The following is a 14982-nucleotide window of genomic DNA, read 5'->3' as shown; positions in this document are numbered from 1 at the left end:
TCTTCACTCCGATCCATTCGATGATTGTGTTATCGCTGCAGCAACCTGCAGGGCTTCCTTCCCTGTACCGATCTTGTACCCGGAAGCCGAGTAACGAATCTGAAGCTGGTTATCCAGTACAAACAGATGCGGGTAGCCTGCTTCGTGATTTGCAGGTTTCGAAATGAAGCCAGACAAGGAAGCATAACTGGAATCTCGTACAAAAACCGTGCGTACAGGCAGCTTTGGATAACCAGCAGGGTCAAAATAAGCGTTCCATTCTGCATCTCCGATCATGAGTACGATGGGTATGCCCAGCTTATCCAGCGGCTCTGCCAGCTCGCACAGTTCACGAATCAGATGTTTCGTTGGTTCACGCTCAGGTTCAATCCATGCAGCAATGGCGCCCTCCGATCCCAGAAGTTCTTCCAGTTCCACCTCTGAACCATTCAGACGGGTCAGTATACTTCCTGGTGCAAGTTTACCCAGTACTGGAATATCAACCTCAGTCTCGCGATAAGTTAATACAACCTCAGTTGTATCTCTGGCGTTCACGGTAAAGTATACGAAGCGTACGTTTACCGTCCCATCTTTCAGACGAATGCCTGTCGTTAAGCGATAAGCTCCTACCTCAACCTCATATGGCTCACTATAGACATCCGTACTGCCATAAGGATATATCAATGTCTTGTAGACGCCATCCTCCAGACGGGCAAACGAGAAATTTTCGAAATAAGATGCTTCAGGTGTATCCTGCGGAGCTTTTATATCCCTATGAAGTTGGAGCTTTCCCCAGCTTGTGCTCTTCAGAGTTTGAGGTGAGGCGAGACTAAACACTGCATCCTCCCATCCTCTGTCACTTAAATACTGTGGTTTCTGAGCGCTCGGATGTAATCGGGCCGGAATACCCAGACTGCGACATACAGCCACAAACAAAATATCCAGCGACTGAGCGTCTCCCTTCATTAGACTAAACGTTCCAATTGGATTCCCTTTGCCTTTTAGATTAGGAAGATCGTCATAGTATTCATATTGCTGTTCCAGCATTCGGACAAGTGTCGAGGGATTCTCCCTGAACGCTGCTGCCTCATCTGCCGAAAATGCATTCTGGAATACACTTCGATAAGGGACCAACATCTCATAGGAGATCCGCGGACAGAGGATGTATCTCACGAACGTATCTTCCGCCCAAGATTCTTGCTGCGAGAGCGCACCAATCAGATGATCGCGCAGCGTCTGGCGAGCGGTATCAATTAAATCTTTTTCATTCAACGATTCCAGTAACCGGAGCGGCCACTCACCGTATGGATTGGAGCATTCCTCTAGGAAAGCTGCAATTTCACGACTGTTCCCTCGTGCCTTCTGGAGAATATCCCATACACGCATCTGGGGCAGGCCAAGCGAGTGAGACAGTGAGACAGCCTCCTCTTGCCTCAAAAAAGTATCCTCATACTCGCTTCGGGTCTGTGCTCCTTCCTCCAGACGACGATTATGAATCTGAATCTGCTCTTCCGATAACGCAACCGCGCTCTCTCCTTCCCCTTCTGGCGGAGGGACCATATCAAAGTCCACGCTCCCTGCCGGCTGCTCTGACGAATCCAGCACAAGCTCTACATGGTCGTTTCCCTGAGCCTTGATTAGGATCTCACTCCACTTGCCCCCTCTGACCGCACGAATCAACAGGTCGCCATAGCCTGTCTTTAAGGTCGCTTCCCCTTGTGCGTCCGTCCTCACTTCGGCAATCGGATAGAATTCCGCCGCATTATACAGCTCGAAGCGAACACTGGCACCGGGTACGGGCTCTCCCTGCTCATTGTTCACTTTCACACGAATGGTGCGTGTCGGTGCATAGTTCTCAAGCAGATTAATTTCAGTAAATCCCTTTTCGGAGAGCGTTATATCCTCCGGTCCGGGATAGTCGGCATAGATTCTCGTATTAATGAGCATGGCCCTGCGGGCTGGCGGGCTGAACCATCCTTGATTCAGACGGGCTTCCGGCTCGCATGCCCCGATGTAATACCATTGACCATCTGCCCAAGCTTCTACCCAAGCATGATTACTGTCACAGTGAGCCCAGCGCGGTGTGTACACCTGACGGGCAGGGATGCCGATGCTGCGAAGAGCAGCCACCGCCAGCGTGGATTCCTCGCCGCATCGACCCCGAGCATTCCGGATCATCGTCAGCGGTGATATCGTACGCAGATCACTGCCAATATAGGTCGCTTTCTCATGACACCAGTAATTCGTCTCCAGAATGGCATCTGCCATGGATAACTTCGCTGTCCGCTCAGCTAATTCGTCATAGATCAAACCTCGGAAATCTTCAATATTCTCCGTATTTATCCGATAGGGCAACACAAAATGAAGGAACAGATGATCCGGAACGCGATCTCTCCAAGGCACACGTATGCGGGTGTCTAAAGCCCGCCGTACATGGTTCAAGAACAGATCCCCGTTATAATCAGCCATGTCGTTTACCGGCATATAGGCATAGACATATTTCAATGCCCATGTCTCTTCTTGCGTTAGCTCCTGCTGAAAAATATCAAACAACTCCGATTTGTGGGCCTCTGCAAAACGTACCTTCTCTTGGAACTTCTGCTCGATCCTCTCCAATGACTGTGCATCAAGGGAAAATACCAAGGTTTGACTGGTCATTGCGTTCTCACTCCTTCCACAGCTTTCCGTCTTCCCGAATGCAGATCAAGGCCGTGCTGTCCGAAGACGGCGCAGTAATCTGGAACAGGCTGCGAGTCGTTTCAATAACAGGCTCACAGCTCCACGATTCCTCACCCATAAGCAGCTTCACATCTTGGGTAAATTCACCATGCTTTTCATAATAATTACGTTCACGGTAATAAAGCTTGCGAAGCTCCCATTTGATTCGTTCGTCTTCCGGCAACTCAAACGACTGATCCGTTCCGTCATCCTGAAATACAACATAACCCCATAACTCCGGGTAATGCATGTTGATGATGCCCATAGGTGACCAAACCCAGTTGTCCTCCGGATAAGGTTTTCCGGTCTCCGGATTCAGCACCTTACGGTACTCACCGCCCTGTACCTCGGTCTGCCACTCCACACGTGAGAAGTTGACACGCCAGAACTCACCTGGTGCAGGTGAACGGTTTTCTTCGGCACATTCCTTTAGACTGTTCCAGGGAATCGCGACTTCCACGCTCCATTTCTGGTTATCAGCCCCAGGTCTGTTCAGTTCTCCATCGATATATACGGCCGTCTTGAGACCGCTGATATCCCAACCGTTAACCGGAGGCCCACCATCCCGATAAGGCTTCACTAATAACAGGTCCCATACCGTATTGAGCGCATTGATCTCGAACTCATAATATTGATGGGAATCCCCGTCAGGATCGATAAAAATCTCGAAGTCATTATCATAAAAAATAACGGAATCACGCTCAGTCAAGGTAGCCCATATCTGATCTTCCATCAGCTCGGCAGCAAAGTAGAAATAGTCGTCATCCCACAGCATTTTTACCCGTGTCTGTTTCTCTGGCTTCGGACGAAGATCACCTTCGATATCAACGAAATCCTCCGTCCAAAGAGCCCCATTCCAAAATGCCTTATCCACACGACCGTCTAACACCAACGGTTCCTGCGCACGCTTGCATATATAATGTTTGGGAGCATACTCAATCTTGGGCTCTGGCACTCCACTTCTGTTCATGTCACTCTCTCCAATTCGTAAGGGAGGGCATGCATCTATCGGCACACGCCCTCCCCGTAATGGTTAGTTATGGGTGACAACGGCTCCAGCGCCGCCGTACATTTCCAGCTCCTCATCGAATTCGAGCTTAAGAACGGTCACCTGTTCATGTGTGTCTTCCGGGGTCATCTTGATCCACGTTGTTCCCGGGATATTGAACCATGGCACGCCTCCATGAATCTCATGATGAAGCTCTTTGCCTGAATGCAGCACAGTAATCTTCTTGATCTGATTGCAGAGACCTTTGATGCACACATTCTCTTTTGGATCATCATACACAAACAGATACAGTGTCTTTCGATCCTCAGATACAGTGCTGCCCCCCAGGTAATAGCGGGACATAATACCTTCACCCGTTCCGAAGACAGCCTCTTCATGGGTTCGGATCCAAGATCCCAGCCCAAGCAGAATATCCTCCTGCCTCTGATCGATGCTGCCATCTTCACGCGGACCGATATCCAGCAACATATTACCGCCCATCGAAATACAATCACAGAACATCCGAATAATCTGATTCAGGGATTTATACTTATGATCGGTTGGCACATAACCCCAAGATGTGTTGATCGTGGTACAGAATTCCCAGGGTCCCTCCGGTCTTGTAATCGGAATGCCCTGCTCAGGCGTTTTGTAATCCCCATACCCTTGAAGGCGGGAGTTAATGATGATATCCGGGTTGAAGGAGTACAGGTAATGCTTGAACTCCGGTAGATCCCACTGCTGGGCACTCCGTTCCCAATCCCCATCAAACCATAGCAGATCCACCTTTCCGTAATTCGTTAAAATCTCTCCCAGTTGATGGTTATTGAATTGCAAGAACTTCTGCCACTTTTCCTGATCTTGAACACCGTCCACAGGACTTGAATACCGGTTGACACTGCTGAGATCTTCCGGTATTTTCCCACCTTCATATACACTAGGATAATCGGGATGTGACCAATCAATGAGCGAGAAATACATCCCCAGATGAATCCCCTTCTCACGGATTTCTTCCGCATACTCCCTCACGATGTCCCGATTCGCTGGTGTCTGTTTGACTACACTGAGGTCACTATATTGCGTATCCCATAACGCAACGCCATCATGATGCTTCGTTGTTAATACGGCATACCGGGCACCAGACTTCTCAATCAAGTCCGCCCACTTCTCCGCGTTGAATTCCGATGCCGTAAACCCATCCAACTGTTTCATATATTCGTCGTAGGACATCCTGCCATTATAGAAGGACCAAGACTCCGCAACCCCGTCTACCGCATAGATACCATAGTGGATGAATATCCCCAGCTTGGCTTCTTCAAACCATTTTTGCATATCTGTTCACACCTCCCCCGAGCATTGTGATATACGAAAAATATGAAAATCAATGAAGCTTACGCTTATCTTTCTTCCTCCCTGGGAAGTATGTTGACAGCCCTTCTTTTATTGCCCGGAATTCCAGCGATCATAAGCCCCTTGATATAGTTCGATGATACGGTCACTGCCCATTTTCTTCATCTGTGCAATGTACTTATCCCAGTTCTCAAGAGGTTCCTGACCCGTCACAAACTTTGCTTCCATCTGTTTAACGTACGTATCCAGATCAGACAATAGAGCGGTTGCTTCGCTTTGCTCTTCATTTGTCAAATAAACGTTAGGAAATGGTGCTTTTCCGATAGGTACCAACTTCTCTTGATTTTGCTGGTCAATCCACTCATCAAATTCGGTGCGAAGACCCTTCGCTACTTCCGGATCATTAATGCCCGGTGTCAAGATACCAAAGTTCGGCGTGATTTTACCTCGGTATTCCTCACGATCCCCACCCCCAGGAACGGGCAGCCACTCTTTTACGTGATTTTCCTTGTCTTTGAATTGCCATAACACACCTTCCGGACCTTGATTGAACAGAGTCGCACCTTCATAGCTGTACAAGTAATCGATCCATCGCATCGTCGCCTCAGGTGACGGGTTGCTGCTCGTAATCGCAAAGGTACCACGAGCCGACATACCCGGGTGTTTGCCGTATACCGGAGAGTCTGCGACTTCGCTCTTCACTGGTGTCATCAGCGGGTGATCCGTGCTGGGTTCACCGCCGAGTGTGAAGTATGGATGGTAATCGTTGAACAGTGCAAGTTTGTTGCTTTCACCTTTTGCTTTTTTCTGATCGCCTGTTTGAGAGAAGGTCTCATGGTCCAGCAAGTCTTCCTTCCACAAGCGATTCATGAATGTCAGATACCCTTTATAACCTTCTTCTTGATAAGGGTAGTGAACTTTTCCGTCCTTATCGGAATAGATGCCTTCGTTGTACATTCCCCAGAAGCCGAAGAAAAACATGCGAAGATCATCGAGTTTTACAGAAGTCAGCGGAATTTCATCTTGCTGGCCATTGCCATTAGGATCTTCTTCTTTTACACGCTTGAGATACGTATACAATTCTTCCGTGGTCTTAGGCTCTTCAACGTTAAGTGCCTTTAGGAATTCCCCGTTGTACCACATTGGGCCTCTATACCATACAGCCGCTTTATCAATGAATGGGAGTGCATACATATGTCCATCAGGTGTTGTAAATGATTTGCGGACATCCGGGTTCTCATCGAGAATCTTTTTAATATTCGGGGCGTAACCTTCGTCAATGTATTTTTCCAACGGGATCAATATGCCCTGACTGCCATATGTCACCTGCTCGGCGGGCTTGAGGTCCGCAGCATAGAACATATCGGGCAAGTCCCCGCTGGCAAATACCAAGTTTTTCTTCGTTTCAAAGCTGTCGATCGGTGATAGTTGGTATTCCAGCTTGATGCCCGACAGTTTCTCCATTTCTTGCAGCACAGGCATTGTGCTCCAGTCGGCTACGCCGGCATCCTGGGACATGACCTTCAAGGTTAACGTTTTGTCTACAATGGGGAAACCTTCTTTTTTGACCCCCTCAATTGTGGAGGTCGCACTTCCTTCTTCATTGGTTGAACCACAGGCTGCAAGCAATGTTGCGAATAAGGTGAGACAGAGTGTAATGGATGAAGCCTTGCGAAGCTTTTTCATGACAACAACTCCCCTTGTTTAATGTGGTATATGGATTAAGATCAGCCCTTAACGGAACCGATCATAACACCCTGGACAAAGTAACGCTGAAGGAATGGATACACTGCAATGACTGGAAGGGTCGCAACAATAATGACAGCATATTTAACCAGCGCAGCAATCTCCGCTTTCGTATTCATCGCCGTTGCTGAAGAGGTATCAATGGCTCCTCCCCCTTGAGCCGCCATTTCCTGAAGCACGAGAATCTGTCGCAGAAAGAGCTGCAACGGGTACTTGGATGAATCGTTCAGATAAATCATGGCGCTGAAATAGCTGTTCCAGTGTCCGACTCCGTAGAAGAGTGCCATCACTGCAATGATTGGCATGGAGAGCGGAAGCACAATCTTGATGAACAACCGGGTGTTGGTACACCCATCAATATGCGCCGCTTCCTGCAGCTCCTTGGGAATCGTCGATTGGAAGAACGTACGGCATACGATAATATTCCAGATGGATGCAGCGCCAGGCAGAATAAGTGCCCACATGCTGTTCACCATACCAAGATCCTTGACCAGCAGGTAACTTGGGACAAGCCCTCCGCCGAAGAACATCGTTACCATAAACATCGCCATGAAGAATCCTCGTCCCACAAAATCGGAGCGGCTGAGCGCGTAGGCTGCTGGTAGCGTGACAATCAGGTTGACGATGGTACCTACAACGGTATAGATGATCGTATTTTTGTACCCGATCCAGATGTTGGTGTTCTCAAACACTCGGGCATAGCCCTCAAATGTAATTCCTTTCGGAAGTAACCACATCTCCCCTGAGCTTACGTATTTGGGATCACTAATTGAGGCACTGATGATGTACAGTAGCGGATACAACACAATCACGAGTGCTACCGTCAGATAGATGTAATTGCACACTAAGAACACCTTATCGCTTCTGCTTTCTTTCACTGCGGATGACATGTGTATTCCCTCCTTTTACCACAGGCTGTTTTCACTGGTACGACGTGCAATCTGATTCACGGTAATGAGCAAAATCGCATTAACTATGGAGTTGAACAATCCTACCGCCGTAGAGAAACTGTACTGCGCATCAACCAGCCCCGACCGATAGACAAAGGTTGAGATGACATCGGACGAGCCCATGTTCAGCGGATTTTGCAGCAGCAGGATTTTCTCGAATCCGACGCCCAAAATACTGCCCATATTTAGAATTAACAAGATGGTGATCGTAGGGATGATCGCTGGTATGTTAATATGTAAAATCCGTTTAAATCGGCTCGCACCATCCACAACAGCCGCTTCATGCAGTTGCGGGTCTACGCCAGATAGGGCGGCGAGGTATATGATGGTGCCCCAACCTGCGCTTTGCCAGACTCCGGACAGCACGTACACTGTTTTGAACCACGCAGGGTCCGTCAGGAATTGAGGTGCCTGTAATCCAAGGGCCTCCACCAAATTGACAATCATGCCTGACGAGGGAGACAAAAAGGTAATGATCATGCCCGACATCACAACGACCGAAATAAAATGCGGTGCATACGTGACGGTCTGCACAGTACGCTTGAAGAAGGAATCCTTCACTTCATTGAACGCTAACGCCAGAATGATCGGCAGCGGAAAACCTATAGCCAACTCATACAAGCTGATGCTGAGGGTATTCCATAGCAAATCCCAGAAATAATAAGAATTGAAGAAACGGATGAAATGATCGAATCCGACCCATGGGCTTCCCGTGACACCAAGCGTTGGAATGAAGTTTTTGAATGCAATTTGTATGCCGTACATCGGACCATAATGGAAGATCAGAAAGTATAGAAAGGCTGGTGCGATAAACAGATACAACTCCCAGTTACGAATCATCCTTCTCCATAATTTATTTTTCTTACTGCTCGGATTCGTGTATACCGATAGGTTTTGCGACAAGGTGTGCTTCCCATCTGGTTGCATCAGTTGTTTCCTCCTTTTTGGTAACGCTTACATACCGAGTTTATGGTTCATTTCCCCATCCGTAAATATGCCATTTCAACCTTTCCATCTAAAATCACCGAAAATACTGTTACAACGGGGGTTTACACTTTTGTTGCCAGCTTGTCATTGTCATTTTGGGGAAGTAAAACATGTAGAATTTGACCGTTTCCCTCCTTAAGTTGTCATTTAGGGTTTCATCACATGAACCTGGAAAGATGTCAGATCTAAATGGAGGATAGAAAACAGACCTTAAAATCAAAACCTACATATACGATCAGACATCGTGTTCATGTCTAAAAGCATTATGCTAAATTCTAAGGGTTACAGATTGCACCAATGCGAACCAATGTAATGTAATGTAATATTATCTATCATACATCTATCGCACATTATAAGCCTGTAATTGCTTGCCTTTATTCTATATTTCTCCTGTCTCTTTCGTATATATGTTGTTTTTATCTTTGCCTGCAGGATACAAAAACGCTTTTAAACATTGGGATTATGGAGCCATATGTGTAGATTTTGCACAAGGTGTGGAATCTGATACCCATAGATATTTGGGAAAAGACCATTAAAAAAAGCCGATCCAGTAACACGAATTGGCTTTAGAGCCTAAGCAGATGTTCATTTATTCGCTTTATGTGTCACTATAAATATCAATAAATGTAATATAAATGACCATATAAAAGCCTATGTACATTTTTAACTCAAATAAAAAACCACTCTCCATATATGTATGGAGAGTGGTTTTGTGAATACACATTCGTTTTACCCATGATTCGTTTATAGGGTTTGCAGTGAATTTACTTGCCAGAAGGTTGAGCTTCTGCCGTATACCCTGTTGGGATATCCGTTTCTGCAGTCACATTCGTGATAACCATCGGATACATCATATCCGGGTCAGGTTGAATAATGGAATAGAGCACGATCGCGCGTCCATCCTTCTCCAATTTCACATCATCAATCTTCAATCCATAACCAGGGTGTGGCATTTCAGCACTGAGTTTAACTTTGTTTGTTTTGTCATCAACCTTCGTTGTTGTCACTTCAGGTACGATCGCTTGTTGGCCTTCACCTGGATTGGTTGGAGCTGGCTCTGTTGAGCCGCCATTGCCGTGTTTATCCACAAATTCGAGTGCATTGAAGATCATGCTTGCAGCCTCCATACGGGTAAGCGACTGATCTGGACGGAAGTTACCGTCCTTATCCAGTTCAATGATGTTCATGTTCAGCAAGTTCTGGACCGCAGATTTGGCGTCCTTACCGATTTTATTTTCGTCCTTGATATCATTATACTTCATGATGACCGGATAATTGCCGGTTGTGTTAATTCCTTCAAGAAGCAAAGTAACAAATAGCTCACGTGTCATCTTGCCTTGCGGATTCACTTCTACTGGAATAGACAATCCATTTTGGGTAGCGGCCTGTACAGCATCAGCATACCATGTGTCCGGACTAATTTTATCTTGTGCGGAAGACGTAGCGTATGCATTTTTCAGACCAAATGCATTCACAATCAGTTGAACACCCTGTGGCTCGGACAATGCGAGATCTGGACGGAACAGATCCGCTGTTACTCCGTTAACAATACCTTTTGATTTCAATGAATCCACAATCGACTTCTGCCCTTCATCCTTCACATCTGAGAAAGCGAATACCGATGCACCTCCTGCTGTCAAAGAAACGCAGAGTGCAAGCGTTGCAGCCAATCCTTTTTTATGTTTCATTTCTTGGCACCTCCATATGATTAGTAAAGCCTATTTTTTACCTCTTCATTCCTACAGACGGGGTACCCCTAGAAAATGTTTCAGTAATTTCGACATCTGGTGAATACAACACGGGAACACTGCATAGAACTCTTCTCTGACGCCGATAATCCGATTACCTGCTTTTTGCTAACTGGCTTCGTTGACATCCCATCGGATTAGCGCAAAAATAAGAATAGAGAAATCCATCGGATGACGGATAAACAGCGAACCGGATCGCATACAGTAAGAGGGCACGACGCGCTAATAATAGGTGTCGGCCCTTTTCTTGACTCCACCCGCTGAACTGACTTCACCTATAACAAAAGGAGAACAATGCTTATGTCCAAGAAAGGATTACTTCGCGGTTATGTTGTATCGAACTGGCCTGTCTATCTGGTTGCTGTTCTTCTGATTATTGCCTCCAATGTCGGGCAAGCATCCCTGCCCCGCATACTCGGCAGTTTCACGGATCAATTGATGCAGAACACGCTTCACATGCAGACAATCGTAAGGTACAGCCTGTCTCTTTTGGCTATTGCTATCGGGTACAATGTGCTGTTCGGTACCGGGCAGTTCATGATTATGAAGCTCGGTCGACGCTTCGAATTCATGACGCGTGAGCGTATATTCAGTAAGTTTTCCGAACTTAGCGAACATTATTTCTCCAAACAAGGAAACGGGAAATTGCTCAGTTATGTCATGAACGATGTTACTTCCGTACGTGAAGCAATATCCAATGGCGTGACGCTCATGACCAATGCCACCTTCCTGCTATTGTCCTGCATTGTCATGATGCTGCTTAGCGGGATTCCGTTGACACTCATTCTAATCAGCGTTGTACCTTTGCTGGCGATTCCATTTTTGGTCGTATTTTTCGGTCCGCGGATTCGCAAGCGCTCTCGTGACGTACAGGAAGCCCTTGCAACCATGACGGAATCCGCAGAAGAGCAGCTGGGTGGCATTCGCGTAACCAAGACGTTTGCCATCGAAGACAGTGCTCGTGCACGTTTTGGAACTACCGTCGATGCAATCAAGAGCAAACAGCTTCGACTGGTTCGTCTGTCTTCGTTGTTTCAGGCTTTGCTACCACTGCTGGGAGCCATCTCATTGGTTGTTTCTCTGCTTGTAGGTGGTATGATGACCATGCAGAATTCTATTACACTCGGGAGTTTTGTCGCCTTAACCTTATATCTGCGCATTATCATGGGGCCACTTCAACAGATCGGCAATGTCATCAATACCGTTCAGCGCTCAGGCGCATCCCTGGAGCGGGTGAATGACCTGCTCAGCGAAGTAGCGGATGTGCGTGAACTTCCCGAAGCCACAGCGCTCCATACCGTACAAGATATCACCATGGAGAATCTAACCTTCTCCTATCCTGGCAGTTCATCTCCTGCTCTCAAAAACATTCAACTCCATATTCGTGCCGGGCGAACGGTAGGTATTGTAGGCAAGACCGGCTCAGGTAAAAGTACCCTCGTTAAGCTATTGCTGCGTACATATGAACCACCTGAAGGAACGATTCGCATCAATGGTACCGATATTCGGCAGCTGTCGCTGGAAAGTCTGAGATCACGCATCGCCTATGTCCCTCAGGATGGATTCCTGTTTAGTACCACCATCCGGGATAACATCGCATTCAGCGACCGGGAAGTATCACTGGATACCGTGGAACATAGTGCACGGCAAGCCATGATCTATGACAATATTGTCCGTTTTCCCGATCGCTTCGATACACGTCTTGGTGAACGTGGACTCACCCTGTCTGGTGGACAACGTCAGCGAACCAGCCTTGCAAGAGGACTGATCAAGCAAGCACAGTTACTAATTCTGGATGACAGCATGAGCGCGGTTGATGCAGTGACAGAGAGTGGTATTCTGCGCAGTTTGCGCGAAATCGGCAAGGGCAAGACCACATTGATCATCTCTCATCGCATCAGCGCAGTCCGGCATGCGGACGATATAATCGTTCTGGATGAAGGGCGAGTCGCCGAGCAGGGAACACATGCTCAGTTGATGGCTGCCAAGGGGTTATATGCGGCCACCTACCGTTTGCAGGAGGAGGGATTACATCATGTCTGACGCTAACGCTGAACTTCGACCAGATGCAGAAGAAGATCAGAGTAAACGAACTTCGTTCAAAGCGATGATGGCATACGCCAAACCGCATAAATGGGCCTTCGCCGGTATCTTCCTCTGCTCACTGCTTGGCATATCGGCAGATCTGCTGCAACCCTATCTGGTGAAGATCGCCATCGATGATCATCTGGCCATCGGCCAGACCAGTGTGGGCTTTCTCGTTCAGCTTGCAGCCATCTTCCTCGGGCTGGCTGTCATCAGTTTTATTTTTACCTATGTCCAGAATAATCTGTTGCAGCATGTGGGACAGAACATTGTATCCCGGATCCGAAAGGACCTGTTCAAACATATCTCCAAGATGTCCATGTCCTTCTTTGACCGTTTCCATATTGGGAGTCTGGTTACGAACGTATCCAGTGATACGGAGACCATCAGCAGCTTTTTCACCCAAGTACTGCTCAGTCTGATTCGAGATGGTATGATGCTGGTGCTCATTATCGTCTTTATGTTCCAACTTGATCCTGTGCTGGCGAGTTACTCCCTGATCGTCCTGCCCGTCATTGCAGTGGTTGCGGTATTATTCCGTAGTCGACTGCGGAAAGCTTATCAGAATGCCCGTACCCGTCTTTCCCGTTTGATCGCATTTACGGCGGAAAACCTGTCCGGCATGTTCCTGATTCAGGCCTTTCACCAGGAAGAAGAACAGAAGAAACGTTTCTCGGAACAAAATGCGCTCCATCTGAAAGCCAACATTGCTCAAGCCCGCTCCAATGTCATATTCAACCGAACGTTTGATATCCTTGGAAATGCGGCACTGGTCATGATGGTCTGGCTTGGAGGTCGTGCCGTTCTTGGCGAGTCCCTGCAAGTTGGGGTATTGTATGCATTTATCAGCTATATTCGTCAGTTCTTTCAGCCGATTAACCAGATTACGATGCAATGGAATACTTTCCAGTCCACGACCGTATCGATGGATCGCATCTGGAACATTCTGAACACGCGGCCTGAAGTTGCCGATCCTGAACCTAGGCAGGCCTCTTCGTTGGAACCTCGGAACGTGATGGGCCAGATTGATTTTAATGATGTGTCGTTTGGTTATCGGGCAGATCGGCCCCTGATCCAGCATATGAACCTGCACCTCTATCCGGGTGAAATGGTAGGTATCGTGGGCACAACAGGCGCTGGCAAAAGCACCCTGATCTCCCTGCTTAATCGCTTCTATGATGTAGACACGGGCAGTATCGAGATTGACGGTACCGATATTCGACATCTGCCGCAGGCCAAACTTCATCGGATTGTGGGGCTAATTCAACAGGAACCATTCCTGTTCTCCGGTTCCATCATTGATAATGTGAGAATGTTTCGTGAGGATATTAGCCGAGAGCAGGCGATTGAGGCCTGCCGGTTTGTCGGAGCACATGCCATGATTTCGCGTTTGTCACAAGGATATGATACACATCTGTCCGAACGCGGAAGCGGGTTGTCCGCCGGGGAGCGGCAGTTGATCTCCTTTGCCCGGATCGTTGTGTTCCAGCCCCGAGTGCTCATCCTGGATGAGGCAACCGCCAATCTGGACTCACACACGGAACAGCTCGTGCAGCAGGCTCTGGAATCGGTATCCCAGGGACGCACCACCATTGTCATTGCCCATCGTCTGTCCACAGTGATGCATGCGGATCGAATTCTGGTGATGGAGAATGGCGAGATTGTGGAGGAAGGCTCGCATCAGGAGCTGATTGAAGCTCAAGGCGTATATGCCGATCTGTACACGCATGCGCGTGATGCAGGTAAAAATTCAGCTATATCAGGGTAATGGACCTGAATTAAGTTCGTGTTAGACTATAGATCGGGCTAATGAATTCATCTGAGTCTGTCATCTGTGTTATAGCCAATAACGTTGAACATGCCGCTCTGCTCATGCAGGCGGCACGTTTGGCATATCGATCAGCATTGTTCATTAGGAGGTACATCCATGCAGCAACCCGAAACACCCAAGCATGACCATCAGCAGATTCATTACCGACGCAGCACAGCTCTGTGGAAAGGAAGTCTATGCTTCCTTTTCCTCCTCTTGTGCGTGAGCCTATTATGGATCATCGTGGACGGACAAGCCGAAAGACTGGAGACGATATACTATTCCATCGCTGCCGTGCTGGGTATGTGGTTGATCGGCCCCCTATTCTTCATGTTTGTGTCACGACTAACCAGAACGCCTGCCGTGTTGTTATCCTGGGATGATGACGCGTTGAACACGGGCAAGCGGAAGATTCCATGGAGCCGGATTCGCAAGATCGAACTAGCCTCACCTGCCCGCAGCAAGTGGCTCCTGTCCGCTTCTCCCATGATCGTTCTATTCCTGAAGGACGGCACCCGGTCTCATATTCAGACCGATCATCTACTTAGCAAAAAAGAACTGAATCAGGCCGTGGCTTTGCTTCAGAAGACTTTGCAGGAACAGCAGCAAAATGGTTGAGTA

11 protein-coding genes are annotated in these 14982 nt (G+C 47.8%); 3 read left to right on the top strand and 8 right to left on the bottom strand.

What is annotated here, in order from left to right; genetic code table 11:
* Positions 1-3: 3 nt before the first annotated feature.
* The 7 genes from NKT06_RS06000 to NKT06_RS05970 form a co-directional block, all read right to left on the bottom strand.
* Positions 4-2637 carry a transglutaminase domain-containing protein gene (locus NKT06_RS06000; protein ID WP_253431313.1) on the bottom strand — a complete coding sequence of 878 codons (2634 nt, stop codon included), beginning with the start codon at positions 2635-2637 and terminating at the stop codon, positions 4-6.
* A gap of 7 nt (positions 2638-2644) precedes the next feature.
* Complete coding sequence (locus NKT06_RS05995) at positions 2645-3667, bottom strand: carbohydrate-binding family 9-like protein (RefSeq protein WP_253431310.1); 1023 nt, start codon at positions 3665-3667, stop codon at positions 2645-2647.
* A 63-nt stretch (positions 3668-3730) separates the two neighbouring features.
* The gene (locus NKT06_RS05990; RefSeq protein WP_253431294.1) at positions 3731-5017 is read right to left on the bottom strand and encodes an alpha-L-fucosidase; all 1287 of its coding nucleotides are present in this window, start codon (positions 5015-5017) and stop codon (positions 3731-3733) included.
* A gap of 108 nt (positions 5018-5125) precedes the next feature.
* A complete protein-coding gene (locus NKT06_RS05985) occupies positions 5126-6721 on the bottom strand; it encodes an extracellular solute-binding protein (RefSeq protein ID WP_253431291.1) in 1596 nt (531 codons plus the stop codon).
* Between the two features lie 41 nt (positions 6722-6762).
* The gene (locus NKT06_RS05980) at positions 6763-7671 is read right to left on the bottom strand and encodes a carbohydrate ABC transporter permease (protein WP_105600785.1); all 909 of its coding nucleotides are present in this window, start codon (positions 7669-7671) and stop codon (positions 6763-6765) included.
* A 15-nt stretch (positions 7672-7686) separates the two neighbouring features.
* Entirely contained in the window at positions 7687-8658 is a 972-nt protein-coding gene (locus NKT06_RS05975; RefSeq protein ID WP_253431288.1) for an ABC transporter permease, read from the bottom strand.
* An 824-nt stretch (positions 8659-9482) separates the two neighbouring features.
* On the bottom strand, positions 9483-10406 hold the full coding sequence (locus tag NKT06_RS05970) for an S-layer homology domain-containing protein (RefSeq protein ID WP_253431285.1): 924 nt from the start codon (positions 10404-10406) through the stop codon (positions 9483-9485).
* 360 nt (positions 10407-10766) lie between these two features.
* On the opposite strand from NKT06_RS05970, the gene NKT06_RS05965 reads away from it, so the two are divergent.
* A complete protein-coding gene (locus NKT06_RS05965; protein ID WP_253431280.1) occupies positions 10767-12509 on the top strand; it encodes an ABC transporter ATP-binding protein in 1743 nt (580 codons plus the stop codon).
* Positions 12502-14319: an ABC transporter ATP-binding protein gene (locus NKT06_RS05960; protein ID WP_253431277.1), complete on the top strand. Its 1818-nt coding sequence runs from the start codon at positions 12502-12504 to the stop codon at positions 14317-14319. The genes NKT06_RS05965 and NKT06_RS05960 overlap by 8 nt, the downstream gene beginning before the upstream one ends.
* Positions 14320-14329: 10 nt before the next feature.
* Here NKT06_RS05960 and NKT06_RS31645 read toward each other — a convergent pair whose 3' ends face one another.
* Positions 14330-14464 carry a hypothetical protein gene (locus tag NKT06_RS31645; RefSeq protein ID WP_301289863.1) on the bottom strand — a complete coding sequence of 45 codons (135 nt, stop codon included), beginning with the start codon at positions 14462-14464 and terminating at the stop codon, positions 14330-14332.
* A gap of 14 nt (positions 14465-14478) precedes the next feature.
* On the opposite strand from NKT06_RS31645, the gene NKT06_RS05955 reads away from it, so the two are divergent.
* The gene (locus tag NKT06_RS05955; protein WP_253431274.1) at positions 14479-14979 is read left to right on the top strand and encodes a hypothetical protein; all 501 of its coding nucleotides are present in this window, start codon (positions 14479-14481) and stop codon (positions 14977-14979) included.
* The last annotated feature ends 3 nt before the right edge of the window (positions 14980-14982 follow it).

This window comes from Paenibacillus sp. 1781tsa1 (genome assembly GCF_024159265.1).
Lineage (GTDB): Bacteria > Bacillota > Bacilli > Paenibacillales > Paenibacillaceae > Paenibacillus.
Note: the sequence above shows the minus strand (reverse complement) of the source record. Positions and strands in the feature narration are given on the sequence as shown.

What these genes read in the sequence shown, in the direction of transcription:
- NKT06_RS05985 (WP_253431291.1), bottom strand. Translation starts at nt 6,721, where the DNA reads ATGAAAAAGCTTCGCAAGGCTTCATCCATTACACTCTGTCTCACCTTA.
- NKT06_RS05975 (WP_253431288.1), bottom strand. Translation starts at nt 8,658, where the DNA reads ATGCAACCAGATGGGAAGCACACCTTGTCGCAAAACCTATCGGTATAC.
- NKT06_RS05990 (WP_253431294.1), bottom strand. Translation starts at nt 5,017, where the DNA reads ATGCAAAAATGGTTTGAAGAAGCCAAGCTGGGGATATTCATCCACTAT.
- NKT06_RS06000 (WP_253431313.1), bottom strand. Translation starts at nt 2,637, where the DNA reads ATGACCAGTCAAACCTTGGTATTTTCCCTTGATGCACAGTCATTGGAG.
- NKT06_RS05995 (WP_253431310.1), bottom strand. Translation starts at nt 3,667, where the DNA reads ATGAACAGAAGTGGAGTGCCAGAGCCCAAGATTGAGTATGCTCCCAAA.
- NKT06_RS31645 (WP_301289863.1), bottom strand. Translation starts at nt 14,464, where the DNA reads ATGAACAATGCTGATCGATATGCCAAACGTGCCGCCTGCATGAGCAGA.
- NKT06_RS05980 (WP_105600785.1), bottom strand. Translation starts at nt 7,671, where the DNA reads ATGTCATCCGCAGTGAAAGAAAGCAGAAGCGATAAGGTGTTCTTAGTG.
- NKT06_RS05960 (WP_253431277.1), top strand. Translation starts at nt 12,502, where the DNA reads ATGTCTGACGCTAACGCTGAACTTCGACCAGATGCAGAAGAAGATCAG.
- NKT06_RS05955 (WP_253431274.1), top strand. Translation starts at nt 14,479, where the DNA reads ATGCAGCAACCCGAAACACCCAAGCATGACCATCAGCAGATTCATTAC.
- NKT06_RS05970 (WP_253431285.1), bottom strand. Translation starts at nt 10,406, where the DNA reads ATGAAACATAAAAAAGGATTGGCTGCAACGCTTGCACTCTGCGTTTCT.
- NKT06_RS05965 (WP_253431280.1), top strand. Translation starts at nt 10,767, where the DNA reads ATGTCCAAGAAAGGATTACTTCGCGGTTATGTTGTATCGAACTGGCCT.